The organism is Sediminimonas sp., from assembly GCF_024637375.1.
GTDB lineage: Bacteria > Pseudomonadota > Alphaproteobacteria > Rhodobacterales > Rhodobacteraceae > Sediminimonas.
In genome coordinates, this window is the sequence record NZ_JAGXFK010000068.1 from 1 (window position 1) to 14,411 (window position 14,411).

Sequence of the window (14,411 nt, forward strand, 5' to 3'; positions counted from 1 at the left end):
AGGGCGCGTTCACGCCGCTGTGGTCGGCGCGGATCATCGAGGAATGGGCGCGCGCGGCGCGCAAGCTGGGCCCGGCGGGCGAGGCGCAGGCGCGCGGCGAGGCGGCGATCCTGCGCGCCCGCTGGCCGCGCGCCGAGGTTGCGGTGCCCGAGGCGCTGGAGCGTCGCCTGTGGTTGCCCGACCCGGCCGACCGGCACGTTCTGGCGGCGGCGGTGGCCGGCTCTGCCGAGGTGATCGTGACGCTCAACGCGCGTGATTTCCCCCGCAACATCCTTGCCGAGGAGGGGCTGGCGCGATCCGATCCCGATGGGTTCCTGAGCGGCATCCGCGCCGCGCAGCCCGACCTGGTGGCGGCGGTGGCCGGGTCGGTGCGGGCCGAGGCCGAGCGGATCTCGGGCGCGCCGTGGGCGATGCGGGCGCTGCTGAAAAAGGCCCATTTGCCGCGCCTGGGCAAGGCGCTTGGCGCGACCGACCCGGGCTGAGGCTCAGGTCGCGCCCTCGCCCTCGCCCCCAAGCCAGCGACGTTCGTGCGCCTCGATCGCCTTGATCCGCTCTTCGGTCTTGGGGTGGCTCATCAGCCACGCCGGCACCGCCCCGGAGCGGGCCTGGGTCAGATCTTCGAGCTTGCCGAACAGCGATTTCTGCGGCGCCGTGCCGATCCCGGCCTTGGTCAGCAGGGCCGAGGCGTATTCGTCGGCCTCGAACTCGTCGCCGCGCGACAGCCGCGCCGCCAGCATCGTGGCCACCGCGTTGGCGATCATCACGCCGATACCGGGCAGAAACCGCGACAGGATCATCGCCAGCGCCGTGCGCAGCGCGTTCTGGCCGGAAAAGTCGATCATCCGCCGGCGCGCATGGCCAAGCGCGACATGGCCCAGCTCGTGCGCGATGACGCTGGCCATTTCGCCTGCCGACACCTCGCCGCTCTGGAACTTGCGATAAAAGCCGCGGGTGATGAAGATGCGCCCATCGGGCGCCGCCAGCCCGTTCACCGGGTCGATCTCGTAGATATAGACCCGCACGCGCGCCACATCGAGCGCCGCCGCCAGCTTGTCGGTCATGCGCTTGAGCGTCGGGTCGGCCAGTTCGGTCGAGCGCGCATCCAGCTCGCGGCGGGTGCGCCAGACCGAGAAACGGTACATTGCCAGCGCGTAGAGGATCGCCAGCAGGATCGGGGTAAAGCGGATCATGCGAATTATATGGGGCAGCGGCGGGCCCGGGGCAATCGTCACCTCGGCCTGGTGCGCCGATTCCCGGACATTTCTGCTTCTTTCCGCTTGTCGCGCCGCTGCCGCAGCGCGGCACGCAGCCACAGGGCCAACCCGGCAGCCACGGCCGCGGCGGCAAGAAAACCCGAGGCGTTGCCCAGCATCGCCGCGACGGCCACGATGTCGCTGGCGAATGCGGCGCCCAACCCGACATAGATCGACACCCAGACCGCCTCGCCGGCCAGGCTGGCCAGGGTGAAGCGGCGCCAGTTCATCACCGCCGCCCCACCGGCGAAGTTCACGTATGGGCCGAGCGGGCTGAACAGCCAGCGGCTCAGGAACACCGCCATCCCGCCCCGGTCGCGCAATTGCGCGGCGGCGCGGGCCATCAGCCGCGCCCGCCGTTCATTGCCCAGCCGACGCGACAATGCGGTACTGCCGATATACCCGGCGCGGTAGCCGACCTGGTCGCCCAGCACCGCGCCAAGCAGCGCCGATGCGACCGCCTGCCAGCCAACCAGGTCGCCACTGGCCACGAAGCCGCCCGCCGCGAGCATGAACAGCGAACTGGGCACCGGCAGGGCGAGGCAGCTCAGGAACGTGCCTGCCCAAAGCAGCCACAGCCCGTATTGCGGCACCAACGCCAGCAGCGTTTCGGTCATTGCCCGGCCCTCGCGCCGGCGATCGCGTCGCGGAGCGCCTCGATAAGCTGGTCTTTCGGCACCCCCGTTTGCCGGGCGATCCGGTCGATGGTCAGGCGTCGCTCGTCCTCGAATTGCCCGCCCAGGGCCTCGCGGACCAGTTGCGGATCGACATGCCAGGACCGTGCCACGTAACCGGGTGTCATCCAGCCCTCGATCTTGTGGTCCCGGTGCGCCGGATTGGACCAGTAGACCGCGAAGGCGGCGAAACGCAGCGCGAAGAACAGCGCAATTGCGGTGGCCAGCGCGAAGGCAACGCAGGCGGCGCGGTGACGCCGCCAGAGGTAACGCAGGTTTTTCATGGTCGAGGTTTCCTCATGCGATGGGCATACCTTGCGGCGGGCGCTCAGCCATCCCAGGCCACCGGCATCGACACCGGGCCGCGGAACGCCCAGCCCGCGAACGGCGCCGGCCCGTCCAGCCGCAGCCCCGGCAGGTGGGCGAAGGCCAGCGGCAGCGCCACCTCGGCGATCAGCGCCCGCGCCGCCGCCGCGCCGGCGCAGAAATGCGGCCCGGCACCAAAGCTGATCGCCGCGCCGGTGTCGCGGGTGATGTCGAAGGCGTCGGGGGCGTCGAAATGCGCCTCGTCGCGGTTGCCCGACGAGAACATGAAGAACACGCGCTCGTCCGGCTCGAAAGACACCCCGTTGACGGTATCGGCGCGCGCCACGCGGCGCGGCGACATGCCGATGGGCGAAATCCAGCGCGCGTATTCCTCGAACGCCTGTTGCCAGGTGGCGCGTCCGTCGCGGATCAGCGCCAATTGGTCGGGGTGGCCGAGCAGCGCCCAGATGGCCCCGGCGATGGCATCGCGCGGCTCGTTCTGGCCGCCCGAGATGATCAGCTTGATATTGGCCCGCAACGCCGCGTCGGGCAGATCGGCGCGTGCCTGCACCGCCAGCGCCGAGGGGGCGTCGCCTGCCTGCGCGGCGGGCAGCATGCGGTCGATATGCGCGTCGATGAAGGCGGTGCAGTCGTGGCAATGCGCCTCGACGTCGGCGTCACCCGCATAATTTGCGCAGCCGTCGATCATGCCCTGGCTGACGCGGTCCATCTCGTGCGCCTGCATTTCGGTCAGCCCGGTGATCAGCTTCAGCGCCTCGCCCGACACCGGCATCGCGTAGTCGCGCACCAGATCGCATTTGCCGCGCGCCTTGAGATCGGCGAGAATGCGTTCGGCATGGGCGCGAAACAGCGGCGTCCAGTGGTCGCGGACGGTGCGCGGGCTCAGTGCCGGGAACAGGATGCGGCGTTCGGCCTGGTGGTCGGCGCCGTCCTTGCGCATCATGTTCTCGCCCATCAGGATGGTCATCAACCCGTCGGGCTGGTGGCTCGAAAACGTCTCGATCCGTTTTTCCTGCTGGAAAATGTCGTCGCGACGGGTAAACAGGGTGGCGCCCAGTTGCGGCACGCGGGTCACCGGCGCCTCGCGCCGCATCCGCGCCAGCACCGGGTAGGGGTCGGCGTGAAAGGCGGCCGGGTCGATCCGGGTTTCGGGGGCGTCCGACATGGGGCGTTCCTTTGCCACGGGAAAACGGGCAGGGCCATGCGCCCGCCGGGCAAGAGCGTAGCGGCAATCGGAGGGCCGATCAATGAGCCGGGAATTCGAAACCGACGGGGGATTCGGCAGCCTGGGCCGGCTGGGCCTGATCGTGCTGTCCACCGACGAGTCGCTGGAGAACGAGGCGCGGCTGGTGCTGGGAAACCGGGCGGTAAGCCTGGTGCATACCCGCATCCCCGCCGAGGCCGACGTCACCCCCGAGACGCTGGGCATGATGGAGCACCGCCTGCCCGAGGCCGCGCGCCTGCTGCCGCAGGGCCAGGGCGCGATCGGCTACGGTTGCACCTCGGCCTCGACGCTGATCGGCCCCGAGCGCGTGGCAGACCTGGTGCGCACCGAAAACCCCGGCGCGCAGGTCAGCAACCCGATCTCGGCGGTGGTCGCGGCGCTCGACGCGCTGGACGTGCGCCGCATCGCCTATGTCTCGCCCTACCTGCCCACCGTCACGGCGCCGATGCGCGCCTACCTCCAGGCCCGCGGGGTCGACACGCTGATCGAGGACAGCTTCGCCGAAGGCAATGACAGAACGGTGGCGCATATATCGGAAAAATCCACCAGGAACATGGTCTTGCAGGCCGCTTTGAAAGAAGGGGTCGAAGCGGTTTTCGTCAGTTGCACCAACCTGCGAACCTTCGGCATCATCGACGCTGTCGAACAGGAAACCGGCCTACCGGTGGTCAGTTCCAACCAGGCGCTTTTGTGGCACATGCTGCGGCTTGCGGGCGTGGACGCGCGCGGCTGGGGGCCGGGGCGGTTGTTCACGCTCTAGCGTTCGCCACCTGACAAAAAGCTCCCAGTCTGCCTCAGAGGCGCCCCCGGTTTCTCGGAGCGAGGTTCGAGAGGCCGCAATGCGGGACGAAGCGGGCGCTTGGGTCGGTTTGGGAAGTGGTCAAGATTGGCCTTGAGCGGACGTTGAGGCGTGGCGCCAATGCGCGGAACAAAGGCGCGGAACGCGCCGCCGCGCAGCGCCCGACCGCCCCCTCGGGCGGGCGCTTTTGCGGGCGTATCAAGCTAATGATAACGCGGATGTATTTGGCGGGCATAAAGCGCGATCCATATTCGTTGCTGCGCCCACCCGGCGGTCGGGCACCGCGCGGCACCTCAGCCGGTCGCCTAATGTCCGCAACCGGCCAGGCGCTGCCAATACCGCGCCGGCCTGATCCGGCGCAAAGGGCTCGAACCCATCATCTGACCTTTTGCTCAAGGATGCCGGACAAGTGTCCGATACCTGCTTCCCTGGGGTGTCTTGTGTCAGGTGGCGATCACTAGCGTTCGCCACCTGACACCCGATGAAGGATCGGTCCGACACAACGAGCCCGAGTTGCTCTTTCAGATGACGACTTCGAACTGCGGCTGGCACCGAAAACGACACCCCCCGCGCGCAAACGGCGCCGAAGGCGCCGCGCCTTGACTCCGCGCTGGGGATGTAAAACGAATGGTAGCTCCCTCCCCATAGCCGCCTCTCGCGCCCTCGTCCGCGTCAACGAAGGCGCGTCAGAAGGGGCCGGGACACTTCCATCAGGTGACCAACACCAGCGCGGCGCTCAGCGCATCAGCTCGCGCATCGCTTCCTCGATTCCCGACAGCGTCATCGGCACCATGCGATCGGCGAATATCTCGCGGATCATGCCGATCGAATGGGTATAGCCCCAGTATTTCTCGGGCGCCGGATTGATCCAGACGTGGTCGGGCCACTGCTCGCGCGCGCGGGTCAACCAAGCCTGGCCAGATTCTGGGTTCCAGTGTTCGTTGGCGCCGCCGGGATAGGTGATCTCGTAGGGGCTCATCGACGCGTCGCCTACGAAAATGCATTTGTAGTCAGGCCCGTAGGTATGCATCACGTCCCAGGTCGGGATCACCCGATCCCAGCGGCGGCGATTGTCGCGCCAGACGCCTTCGTAAAGGCAGTTGTGGAAATAGTAGTGTTCGAGGTGCTTGAATTCCGACCGCGCGGCGGAAAACAGCTCTTCCACGGTTTTGACATGGGCGTCCATCGATCCGCCCACGTCCAGAAACAGCAACACCTTGATGGCGTTGCGCCGCTCGGGGCGGGTCTTGACGTCCAGGTATCCGTGCTCGGCGGTGGCGCGGATGGTTCCGTCGAGGTCCAGTTCCTCGTCGGCGCCGTCGCGGGCCCATTGGCGCAGGCGTTTGAGCGCCACCTTGATGTTGCGCGTGCCCAACTCGACGCTGTCGTCGAGGTTGCGGAACTCGCGCTTGTCCCAGACCTTGACGGCGCGCTGGTGGCGCGATTTCTCCTGCCCGATGCGCACGCCTTCGGGGTTGTAGCCGTAAGCGCCAAAGGGCGAGGTGCCGGCGGTGCCGATCCACTTGTTGCCGCCCTGGTGGCGGCTGTCTTGTTCCTTGAGGCGCTCCTTGAGCGTCTCCATCAGCTTGTCGAAGCCGCCCATGGCCTCGATCTCGGCCTTTTCCTCTTCGCTGAGATGCTTCTCGGCCATCTTTTCCAGCCAGTCGCGGGGGATGTCCACCGCTTCCAGCACGTCGTCCAGCTTGATATCCTCCAGCCCCTTGAAGGCGGCGGCGAAGGCGCGGTCGAAACGGTCGAGGTTGCGCTCGTCCTTCACCATGGCGCTGCGCGCGAGGTAGTAGAACGCCTCGACATCATAGGTTGCCAGCCCCGATTTCACCGCTTCCAGGAAAGTCAGGTATTCGCGCAGGCTGACCGGGATGCCGGCCTCGCGCAGCTTGTCGAAGAACGGCACGAACATGGCGTCACATCACCGCCGCGCGGTGCAGGGCCAGCGTCACGAAAAGCCCGCCGAGCGCGAAAATCAACATGTAGACAAAGGCATATTGCGCGATGTCCAGGCCGCTGCCCTTGCGCCGCGCGGCCAGGACAGCACCCACCAGCGCCCCCAGGAATGCCCCTGCCAATACGATCATGCCTATCCGCCGCTCCTGCTTGCCGGGTTGAGAGCGGCAATCTCGCGCAGCTTGGCGCGCACCGCCCCACCGGGGCCGAATCCGTAGCGTGCCCAGCCCAGACTGTCCAGCCGCACGCTGCGCGCCTCCGATACGCGGCGCGTCATCGCCAGCGCCTCGGCGCGCAGCATCATCAGCGTCGACATCAGCGCCGCGTTCTCGGCCCGCGCGGCGACAACGAGCGCCGGTGCGATCCGCTCGAGCGCCTGCCCGGCATTGCCCACGGCGATGTCGTGGGCGGCGAGGTGACTGGCAAGGTGCGCACGGTGCAGTTCGGTGTCGGGGCGGGCGGTGAAGATCCGGTCGGCGGTGTCGAAATGGCGCCGCGCGGCCTGTGCATCGACTGCCTGCAACAGCCGCCCGAGCGCGTAATGCGCAAAACCGGCGCGGTGGTCGGCCCAGCCCTCGGCGCGCGCGATCGCCACCGCGCGCCGGGCGGCACGGCGGCGAACGTCGGCGCGGACATCGCGGCCAAGGGCCGTCTCCATCGCGTTGATCCAGGCGCGCGGCGTCGGCGGCAGCGGGCGCGGCGGGCGGTTCTCGCCGGGCGGGTTGAGACGTGCGAGAATCGCCGGCAGGCGGCGCGCGACCTGCGCGCGGCTCATGCCTGACTGCAACTCGGGCGCGTAATAGGCGCGCAGGATCAGCATGTCGAACCCGGTCAGCACGGCATGCACGTTGTCGTCGTTGAACACCGAATCGGGCAGGCGATAGAGGTCGTTGAGCGGACCGAGCGCCTGCGCCAGTTCCTCTTGCAGGCAGTCGCGTATTTCCTGCGGGGGGGCGTCGGAGGGCACGAAAATGGCCACCTTGCGCCGCTCGGCCAGTTGCGCCCAGTCGGTTTCAGGTGTCCAGCGACGGTTGCGGTACTCCGACAGGCGACTGATGCCCGGCACCACGAAACAGGCCGCCTGCGGCAGGAAGCGGCGAATGTCCTCGCGGCTGATCGCCGCGACGGTGAGGTTCGGCGTCTCGCCCGTGCCGGCCAGTGCGATGTCCAGCCCCGCCTCGCGGCGCAGCCGCACCAGCAGGCGATCGAGGTCGCGGCGCATGTGCGCCGGTGCGTCACCACGCAACCCGACGCGGATCGGCGCTTCGAAGCGCGTCAGCCGGGGCAGGGTGCGGCCCGATTCGAGCTGGAAGCTCAGGTCGAGGAAATCGCGCGCGATGTCGGCATTGGCCCGCTTCGATGGCTGCGGGTGCGCCGACGAAAAGCTTTTCATCGCCGGCATCGCCGGCGCGGTGGCCCGGGCGGCGCGGGTGGGGCCGTCGGGGGGCGTCCCCGCAGGCATGCAGGCGGCGGCCAGCGATAGGCTGGCCGCCAGCAGCAGACGCCGTGCAAGGCGCCCGGGGCAGAAGATACGGGTACTCGTTACGCGTGTCATGCTTGGGTCATGACTCCTTGTTTGCGGCGGCGCGCGCGGCCTCTGGGCATCCCGGCTAGCCCATCAGTGCGGCGAAAATGTGGTGAGTGCAACGCGCCCGCCACGCTGTTTCGTGCCCCCGGCCGGGCCTCAGCCGCGCCCGCGCGCCATGAAGGCCAGACGCTCGAACAGGTGTACGTCCTGTTCGTTCTTGAGCAGCGCGCCGTGCAGCTTGGGCAGGGCACTGGCCCCCTCGCGGTGCAGATCCTGCGCGCTCAGGTCCTCGGCCAGCAGCAGCTTGAGCCAGTCCAGCACCTCCGAGGTCGAGGGCTTCTTCTTGAGCCCCGGCTGCTCGCGCAGCTCGTAGAACTGCGTCAGCGCGGTGGTCAGGAGCTGTTCCTTGATGCCCGGGTGATGCACCTCGACGATGCGGCGCATGGTGTCGGGGTCGGGAAAGCGGATGTAGTGGAAAAAGCACCGCCGCAGAAAGGCGTCGGGCAGCTCCTTTTCATTGTTCGACGTGATGATGACGATGGGGCGATGGCTGGCGCGGATCATCTCGCCGGTCTCGTAGACGTGGAATTCCATCCGGTCGAGTTCCTGCAACAGGTCGTTGGGAAACTCGATATCGGCCTTGTCGATCTCGTCGATCAGCAGCACGACCTTTTCATCGGTTTCGAACGCCTGCCACAGCTTGCCCTTGCGGATGTAGTTGGCCACGTCGTGCACGCGCTCTTCGCCAAGCTGGCTGTCGCGCAGGCGGCTGACGGCATCGTATTCGTAAAGCCCCTGCTGCGCCTTGGTCGATGACTTGATGTTCCATTCGATCATCCGCAGACCGAGGGCGCCGGCCACTTGGCGGGCCAGTTCGGTCTTGCCGGTGCCGGGCTCGCCCTTGACCAGCAGCGGGCGCTCCAGGGTCACCGCGGCGTTGACCGCCACGGTCAGATCCTCGGTGGCGACATATTCGGACGTACCTTCGAATTTCATGGGGTCTCCAAGCTGTTATGCGCTGCACTTGCAGTACAGTAGCGTGAACGGATTTTCCCTGCAACGCACGCCCGATCGGGTAGTGACATTCCCCGGCCCCTGCGGTATCTGACCGCCACGCAAGGGGGGTGCCAGATGTCGAAGGACGTGGCGATGACAGAGGTTGGCCTTTATGAAGGAGCGGATATGAAATCGGAAACTTTCCTGCCCGAAGATTACCGCCCGGCGGAAGACGAACCGTTCATGAATGCGCGGCAACTGGAATATTTCCGCCGCAAGCTCTGGCAGTGGAAGGAGGACATCCTCGCTGACAGCCGCGATACGATCGAGGGTTTGCAGGACGGGGCGCGCAACATCCCCGACGTCACCGACCGCGCCAGCGAGGAAACCGACCGCGCGCTGGAGCTGCGCACCCGCGACCGCCAGCGCAAGCTGGTGGCCAAGATCGACGCGGCGCTGCGCCGCATCGAGACGGGCGAATACGGCTATTGCGAAAAGACCGGTGACCCGATCAGCCTCAAACGGCTCGACGCGCGCCCGATCGCGACCATGACGCTGGAGGCGCAGGAGCGCCACGAGCGTCGTGAAAAGGTTCATCGCGACGACTGACCCCGGCGGCAGAACATGTGCAGCGCATAGGAACGCCGGGGCCGTCGCGCACCGGCGTTTTCGTTTCGTGAAAGGCGATCCATGCAGATCGAGGGACTCAAGGCCGTGGTGATCGGCGCCGGGATCGGCGGGCTGGCGGTGGCGCGGGCGCTGGCGCTGCGCGGTGCCCGCGTGACGGTGCTGGAGCAGGCCGAGGCAATCGAGGAGGCCGGCGCCGGCCTGCAGATCAGCCCCAATGGCGCCGCCGTTCTCAGGGCGCTGGGGCTGGAAGAGGGCTTGCGCGCCGGCGGCGCCATCGAGGCGCGGGCGGTGGCGCTGCACGACCAGGCCGGCGCGCCGGTGCTGCGGCTGGACCTGACGCAGCTTTCGGCGCGTGGCTACCATTTCGTGCACCGCGCCGACCTGGTCGACCTGCTGGCGCAGGGGGCGCGCGACGCCGGCGTGAAGATCCGGCTGCTGCAACAGGTCGACCGCGTCACCCCCGGCCCGCGGCCGCGACTGGTGATGGCCAACGGTGCCGAACTGGACGCCGATCTGGTTGTGGGCGCCGACGGGCTGCATTCGCGGCTGCGCCCGGTGCTCAACGGCGCCGACGCGCCGTTCTTCACCGGCCAGGTGGCCTGGCGCGCGGTGATCGACGCGGCCGGCCTGGATGCCGCGCCGGTGGCCCGGGTGGACATGGGCGCGGGGCGCCACGTGGTCAGCTACCCGCTTCGTGCGGGCGCCGCGCGCAACATCGTCGCCGTGGAGGAACGCGGCGAGTGGACGGCCGAGGGCTGGCACCACCGTGCCGACCCGGACGCGATGCGCGCGGCATTCGCCGGTCTTGGCCCGCAGGTGCGCGAGATGCTGGCGCGGGTCGAAACGGTGAATGTCTGGGGGCTGTTCCGCCACCCGGTGGCGCGGGTCTGGCAGCACGGCCACTGCGCGCTGTTGGGCGACGCGGCGCATCCGACGCTGCCGTTCCTGGCGCAAGGCGCGTGCATGGCGCTGGAGGATGCCTGGGTACTGACCGACGCGCTTGCGGCGGGCGACAGCATCGACGCGGGCCTCGCCGCCTATCAGCAGCGCCGCGCCCCGCGCGTGCGCCGCGTGATCGCGGCGGCCAACGGCAACGCCTGGAAATACCACCTGCGCCGGGGGCCGTTCCGGCTGGCCGCGCACGCCGCGCTGCGGTTGGGCGGGCGGCTGGCGCCGGGGGCGATGGTACACAGTTTCGACTGGCTGTATGAGCACGACGTGACGCAGGCGGGGTGAGGCGGGAACGGCGCCACCCGCGCCGGCCCATGGCCGTTCGTGGCGGTCCCATGCGCAGAGCGCCAATCGCGGATTGGGGTCCAAAGCAGCCATCAGATGGGTTTGACGCAGTAGATGCGTGACTTGATTCGGTGCGCCCCCAAGGGCAGACTGGAGCAATTGTTTTCTGCTTAGGGAGGAACATATGCGCTCTTTTCTTGGAACTTTAGCATTCGCTGCCCTCGTCCTGTCCGTCATGGCTGGCGGCACGGTCCAGGCCCAGGCGGCGGACACGCGATTGTGGACAACGGCTTCTGCCTCTTCTGGAAATTGCCGCGCCTATTCCCGTGCGACAGGGCCGGAACAATTCAACGCAACTGTCACAGGTTTCAGTTGGCCCATGCCGAAAGGCAGCGGGGCAGAATTCATCGACAGGACGATCCTGCATCTCAATGCGGCCGCCGCAGGCAGGGCAAACAACAAGGCATTGCTGGCGCGTTTGCTCACGGCCGCGAATTCCGGGGCCTATACCCGCCTTGATTTTGGCGCGCGTGGTGGGGCAAGCCCGTCATTCCTGACCTCTGTCATGGTTCGTGCCGTTGCCCATGCGGTGTCTTACCTGCGCGAAAGGAATGGGATTTCGGTTGGCGAGCTCAAGACGATCGATAGCTGGGTTCGGGTGCTGTTGCGCAATTCCGGCAAGAGAGCGGGCTCGACCGATCACAAAGCCAGCATTGCCGCCGCCAACCTCGCCTGGGGGGCTGCGACCGGGGATACGCGTTTGTTCAGACGCGGGATGTCATCGCTTGATCGCGTGATGGGCAAAATCCGCAACACGCCGAGATTCGACTCCAGGGTGCGCGTGAATACCGAAGCATTGCCGGTCGTGCTGATGGCGGCCCACGTCTTGCGGTTGAACGGTATCGACTATTTTTCCAAGAAGTTCGGGAAGCACAGCCTTCATGATGTTGTCGCCTACCATGCCGCTTGGGTCAGCCAGACCGGCACCAAAAAGGTGAAAACCGAGGCGATAGCAGATAATGTCGCCCGCTCCATCATGAAAAGCGATGGCTGGGGAACGCATCAAGCCTGGATCCCCCTGTACCTGGCGCATTTCCCCAAAGGGCATGCTGCATCGGAAGTTCGAACACTGCATGCCCAAGTCAAACGGGCGCAAAACATCCCTTACTATGGACGCAATATGGGCGTGCATTCTGCGTGCTATTTCGGCTTGCGATAAGTATCGACGGTGCGCCCGTTTCCAGCGGTACGCCCCTTGAATCTGTCTGCCGGGGCGTGCCGCGATTCAATCGCAAACGGCTAGAAGACGGGCGCGCGACCGCCCGGTAAGGCGACAATGCCCTACCCGTACATCGCGCGGCTGCGCCGGAAGCTCAGCAACTGGCGGGTTTCCTCGTCCCACAGGTGGCGGCGCGCGCAGGCCAGGCTTTCGCGAATCGTCATCTGTTGCGCATTGGCGAGGTCGTGATGGTCGCGCAGCACCTCGGGCAGACGATAGAACGGGATGCGGCTGTAGAGGTGGTGGATGTGATGCACCCCGATATTGGCCGTGAACCAGCGCAAAAGCCCCGGCATCACGTAGTGCGAAGAGCCGTGCAGCGCCGCCTCGTGCAGTTGCCAGTCGTGGTCGCGGTCCCACATTGTGTCTTCGAACTGGTGCTGGACGTAGAACAGCCACACCCCTGCCGAGGCGGCAACCAACACCGTCGGCACGAACACGGCGAACAGCACCCCCCAGCCGCCCAGCCAGACGATCAGCGCCGTTGCCGCGACCAGCGCCGCGTTGGTGGTCATGGCGCTGAGCCAATAACGCCAGCCGGCACGCATCAGCCCCAGCGGCACGCGGTTCTGCACCAGGAACAGGTATGTCGGGCCCAGCCCGAACAGCACCAGCGGGTTGCGATACAGCCGGTAGAGCATCCGCCGGTGCCACGGCCGGGCGCGGTATTCGGCCACGGTCAGCGTGTGCACATCGCCCAGGCCGCGCTTGTCCAGGTTGCCATGCGAGGCATGATGGATCGAATGCGTGCGCCGCCACACATCGTAGGGCGTCAGCGTCAGCACACCAAGGCCGCGCCCGACCCATTCGTTGGCGTGGCGGTTGGCGAAATAGGCACCGTGGCCGCAATCGTGCTGGATCACGAACAGCCGCACCAGGAAGCCGCCGTTGATCGCCGCCAGCAACACCGACAGCAGCGGGCTGAGCGACATCGCCCACCACGCCAGCGCCCAGATCGCCACCAATGGCGCCAGGCTGATGGCCAATTCCATGATGCTGCGCCACAGGATCGGTTCGCGGTAGCGCGCCAGCGTTCTTATCCAGTTGCGGGCGGGGATGGCGGGGTCGGCCTGGGCCGTTTCGGTCGGGTTTGTTGGCACGGTCGGCTTTCGCAAGGTCAGAATCAGCCGCCAAGGCGACTGCGCCGCGGGCGCAGGCCATGAAGGAGGGTTGCGCGCACCTTGCGGCGAACCGGCGCCCGCCGCAAGGGCAAAGCGGTTCGGTCAGTCTTTCAGGCGGATAAGCGCGTGTCTCTTCTTGCCCGCCGACAGCTTGACCGGGCTGGCCAGGTCGGCGGCGGTCAGCATCCGGCCCGCATCCGACAGCGGCGCATCGTCCAGTCGCGCGGCGCCTTCGGCGATCAGGCGCTTGGCGTCCTTGCCCGATTTGGCCAGCCCCGAACGCACGATCGCCTGCACCACCGACACCCCCGCGCCCATCTCGTCGACCGACAGCACCAGCGTCGGCAGGTCGTCGCCCGCGCCGCCCTTCTCGAACACCTCGCGCGCGGTGGCCTCGGCGGCGGCGGCGGCCTCGCGCCCATGGCAGAGCGTCGTCACCTCGTTGGCCAGCACGATCTTGGCCTCGTTGATCTCGGCCCCGCCCAGGGCGCCGAGCCGGTCGCATTCGTCCACCGGCAGCTCGGTATAGAGCTTGAGGAACCGGCCCACATCGGCATCGGCCGTATTGCGCCAGAACTGCCAGAATTCGTAAGGGCTGCGCATCTCGGCATTCAGCCACACCGCGCCATCGGCGCTCTTGCCCATCTTCTTGCCGTCTGCGGTGGTCAAGAGCGGGGATGTCAGCCCGAAGACCTCGTGGTCGATCACCCGGCGTGTCAGGTCGATGCCATTGACGATATTGCCCCACTGGTCCGAGCCACCCATCTGCAACCGGCAGCCATAGCGGCGGTTCAGTTCCATGAAATCATAGGCTTGCAGGATCATGTAGTTGAATTCGAGGAACGACAGCGATTGTTCGCGGTCCAGCCGCGACTTGACGCTCTCGAACGACAGCATCCGGTTGACGCTGAAATGCCGGCCCACGTCGCGCAGGAATTCCAGGTAGTTCAGCCCGTCCAGCCATTCGGCATTGTTCAGCATCAGCGCCCCGGAGGCGCCGTCGTCATAGCTCAGATACTTGGCGAAGACCTGCTTCATTCCGTCGATATTGGCGTCGATCTGCTCGGGCGTCAGCAGCGGGCGCTCGTCGGCGCGAAAACTCGGGTCGCCCACCTTGGTGGTGCCGCCGCCCATCAGCGTGATCGGCTTGTGCCCGGTCTTTTGCAGCCAGCGCAGCATCATGATCTGGATCAGCGAGCCCACATGCAGCGATTTCGCGGTGGCGTCGAAGCCGATATACCCCGGGACGATGCCGGCGCACAGCGCCTCGTCGAGCCCCTGGTAATCGGTGCAGTCGGCCATGAAGCCGCGCTCGATCATCACGCGCATGAAATCCGATTTCGCATGGTAGGTCATCGCTGTTGTCCCCTGGCCGTTT

The 14,411-nt window shown here is 67.0% G+C and carries 15 protein-coding genes; 5 read left to right on the forward strand and 10 right to left on the reverse strand.

The genetic code is table 11. The features are described 5' to 3' along the window. On the forward strand, window positions 1–482 hold a 482-nt coding region (locus Q0L89_RS11150; protein WP_296765027.1), incomplete at its 5' end, for an RSP_2648 family PIN domain-containing protein. 3 nt (window positions 483–485) lie between these two features. Here the strand turns inward: Q0L89_RS11150 and Q0L89_RS11155 are convergent. Genes Q0L89_RS11155 through Q0L89_RS11170 form a run of 4 tightly spaced genes read right to left on the reverse strand, consistent with a single transcriptional unit; the run spans window position 486 to window position 3,419 of the window. Continuing rightward, on the reverse strand, window positions 486–1,190 hold the full coding sequence (locus Q0L89_RS11155; RefSeq protein ID WP_296765029.1) for a M48 family metallopeptidase: 705 nt from the start codon (window positions 1,188–1,190) through the stop codon (window positions 486–488). A 38-nt stretch (window positions 1,191–1,228) separates the two neighbouring features. Further along, complete coding sequence (locus Q0L89_RS11160; protein ID WP_296765030.1) at window positions 1,229–1,870, reverse strand: VTT domain-containing protein; 642 nt, start codon at window positions 1,868–1,870, stop codon at window positions 1,229–1,231. Then, the gene (locus tag Q0L89_RS11165) at window positions 1,867–2,211 is read right to left on the reverse strand and encodes a hypothetical protein (protein ID WP_296765032.1); all 345 of its coding nucleotides are present in this window, start codon (window positions 2,209–2,211) and stop codon (window positions 1,867–1,869) included. The genes Q0L89_RS11160 and Q0L89_RS11165 overlap by 4 nt, the downstream gene beginning before the upstream one ends. A gap of 44 nt (window positions 2,212–2,255) precedes the next feature. Beyond that, complete coding sequence (locus Q0L89_RS11170) at window positions 2,256–3,419, reverse strand: cytochrome P450 (RefSeq protein ID WP_296765033.1); 1,164 nt, start codon at window positions 3,417–3,419, stop codon at window positions 2,256–2,258. An 82-nt stretch (window positions 3,420–3,501) separates the two neighbouring features. Here Q0L89_RS11170 and Q0L89_RS11175 point away from each other — a divergent pair, with 82 nt between their 5' ends. Next, a complete protein-coding gene (locus Q0L89_RS11175; protein WP_296765035.1) occupies window positions 3,502–4,239 on the forward strand; it encodes an Asp/Glu racemase in 738 nt (245 codons plus the stop codon). Window positions 4,240–5,014: 775 nt separating this feature from the next. Here the strand turns inward: Q0L89_RS11175 and Q0L89_RS11180 are convergent. The 4 genes from Q0L89_RS11180 to Q0L89_RS11195 form a co-directional block, all read right to left on the reverse strand. After that, the gene (locus tag Q0L89_RS11180; protein WP_296765037.1) at window positions 5,015–6,199 is read right to left on the reverse strand and encodes a VWA domain-containing protein; all 1,185 of its coding nucleotides are present in this window, start codon (window positions 6,197–6,199) and stop codon (window positions 5,015–5,017) included. Between the two features lie 4 nt (window positions 6,200–6,203). Further along, complete coding sequence (locus tag Q0L89_RS11185) at window positions 6,204–6,374, reverse strand: hypothetical protein (protein WP_296765039.1); 171 nt, start codon at window positions 6,372–6,374, stop codon at window positions 6,204–6,206. A gap of 2 nt (window positions 6,375–6,376) precedes the next feature. Continuing rightward, a complete protein-coding gene (locus Q0L89_RS11190; RefSeq protein WP_296765041.1) occupies window positions 6,377–7,798 on the reverse strand; it encodes a DUF2927 domain-containing protein in 1,422 nt (473 codons plus the stop codon). Window positions 7,799–7,927: 129 nt separating this feature from the next. Next, window positions 7,928–8,767: a MoxR family ATPase gene (locus Q0L89_RS11195; protein WP_296765043.1), complete on the reverse strand. Its 840-nt coding sequence runs from the start codon at window positions 8,765–8,767 to the stop codon at window positions 7,928–7,930. 186 nt (window positions 8,768–8,953) lie between these two features. Between Q0L89_RS11195 and dksA the strand changes: the two genes are divergently transcribed. The 3 genes from dksA (at window position 8,954) to Q0L89_RS11210 (ending at window position 11,852) form a co-directional block, all read left to right on the forward strand. Beyond that, window positions 8,954–9,376 (forward strand): RNA polymerase-binding protein DksA, encoded by a 423-nt coding sequence (dksA, locus tag Q0L89_RS11200; RefSeq protein ID WP_296765046.1) that lies wholly within the window; start codon window positions 8,954–8,956, stop codon window positions 9,374–9,376. An 81-nt stretch (window positions 9,377–9,457) separates the two neighbouring features. Further along, window positions 9,458–10,633 carry an FAD-dependent monooxygenase gene (locus Q0L89_RS11205; RefSeq protein ID WP_296765049.1) on the forward strand — a complete coding sequence of 392 codons (1,176 nt, stop codon included), beginning with the start codon at window positions 9,458–9,460 and terminating at the stop codon, window positions 10,631–10,633. Window positions 10,634–10,817: 184 nt separating this feature from the next. Further along, the gene (locus tag Q0L89_RS11210) at window positions 10,818–11,852 is read left to right on the forward strand and encodes an alginate lyase family protein (RefSeq protein ID WP_296765051.1); all 1,035 of its coding nucleotides are present in this window, start codon (window positions 10,818–10,820) and stop codon (window positions 11,850–11,852) included. Between the two features lie 122 nt (window positions 11,853–11,974). Here the strand turns inward: Q0L89_RS11210 and Q0L89_RS11215 are convergent, their stop codons facing one another. Next, on the reverse strand, window positions 11,975–13,012 hold the full coding sequence (locus Q0L89_RS11215; protein WP_296765054.1) for a fatty acid desaturase: 1,038 nt from the start codon (window positions 13,010–13,012) through the stop codon (window positions 11,975–11,977). Between the two features lie 123 nt (window positions 13,013–13,135). Then, window positions 13,136–14,389: a tyrosine--tRNA ligase gene (gene tyrS, locus Q0L89_RS11220; protein ID WP_296765055.1), complete on the reverse strand. Its 1,254-nt coding sequence runs from the start codon at window positions 14,387–14,389 to the stop codon at window positions 13,136–13,138. Between the last annotated feature and the right edge of the window lie 22 nt (window positions 14,390–14,411).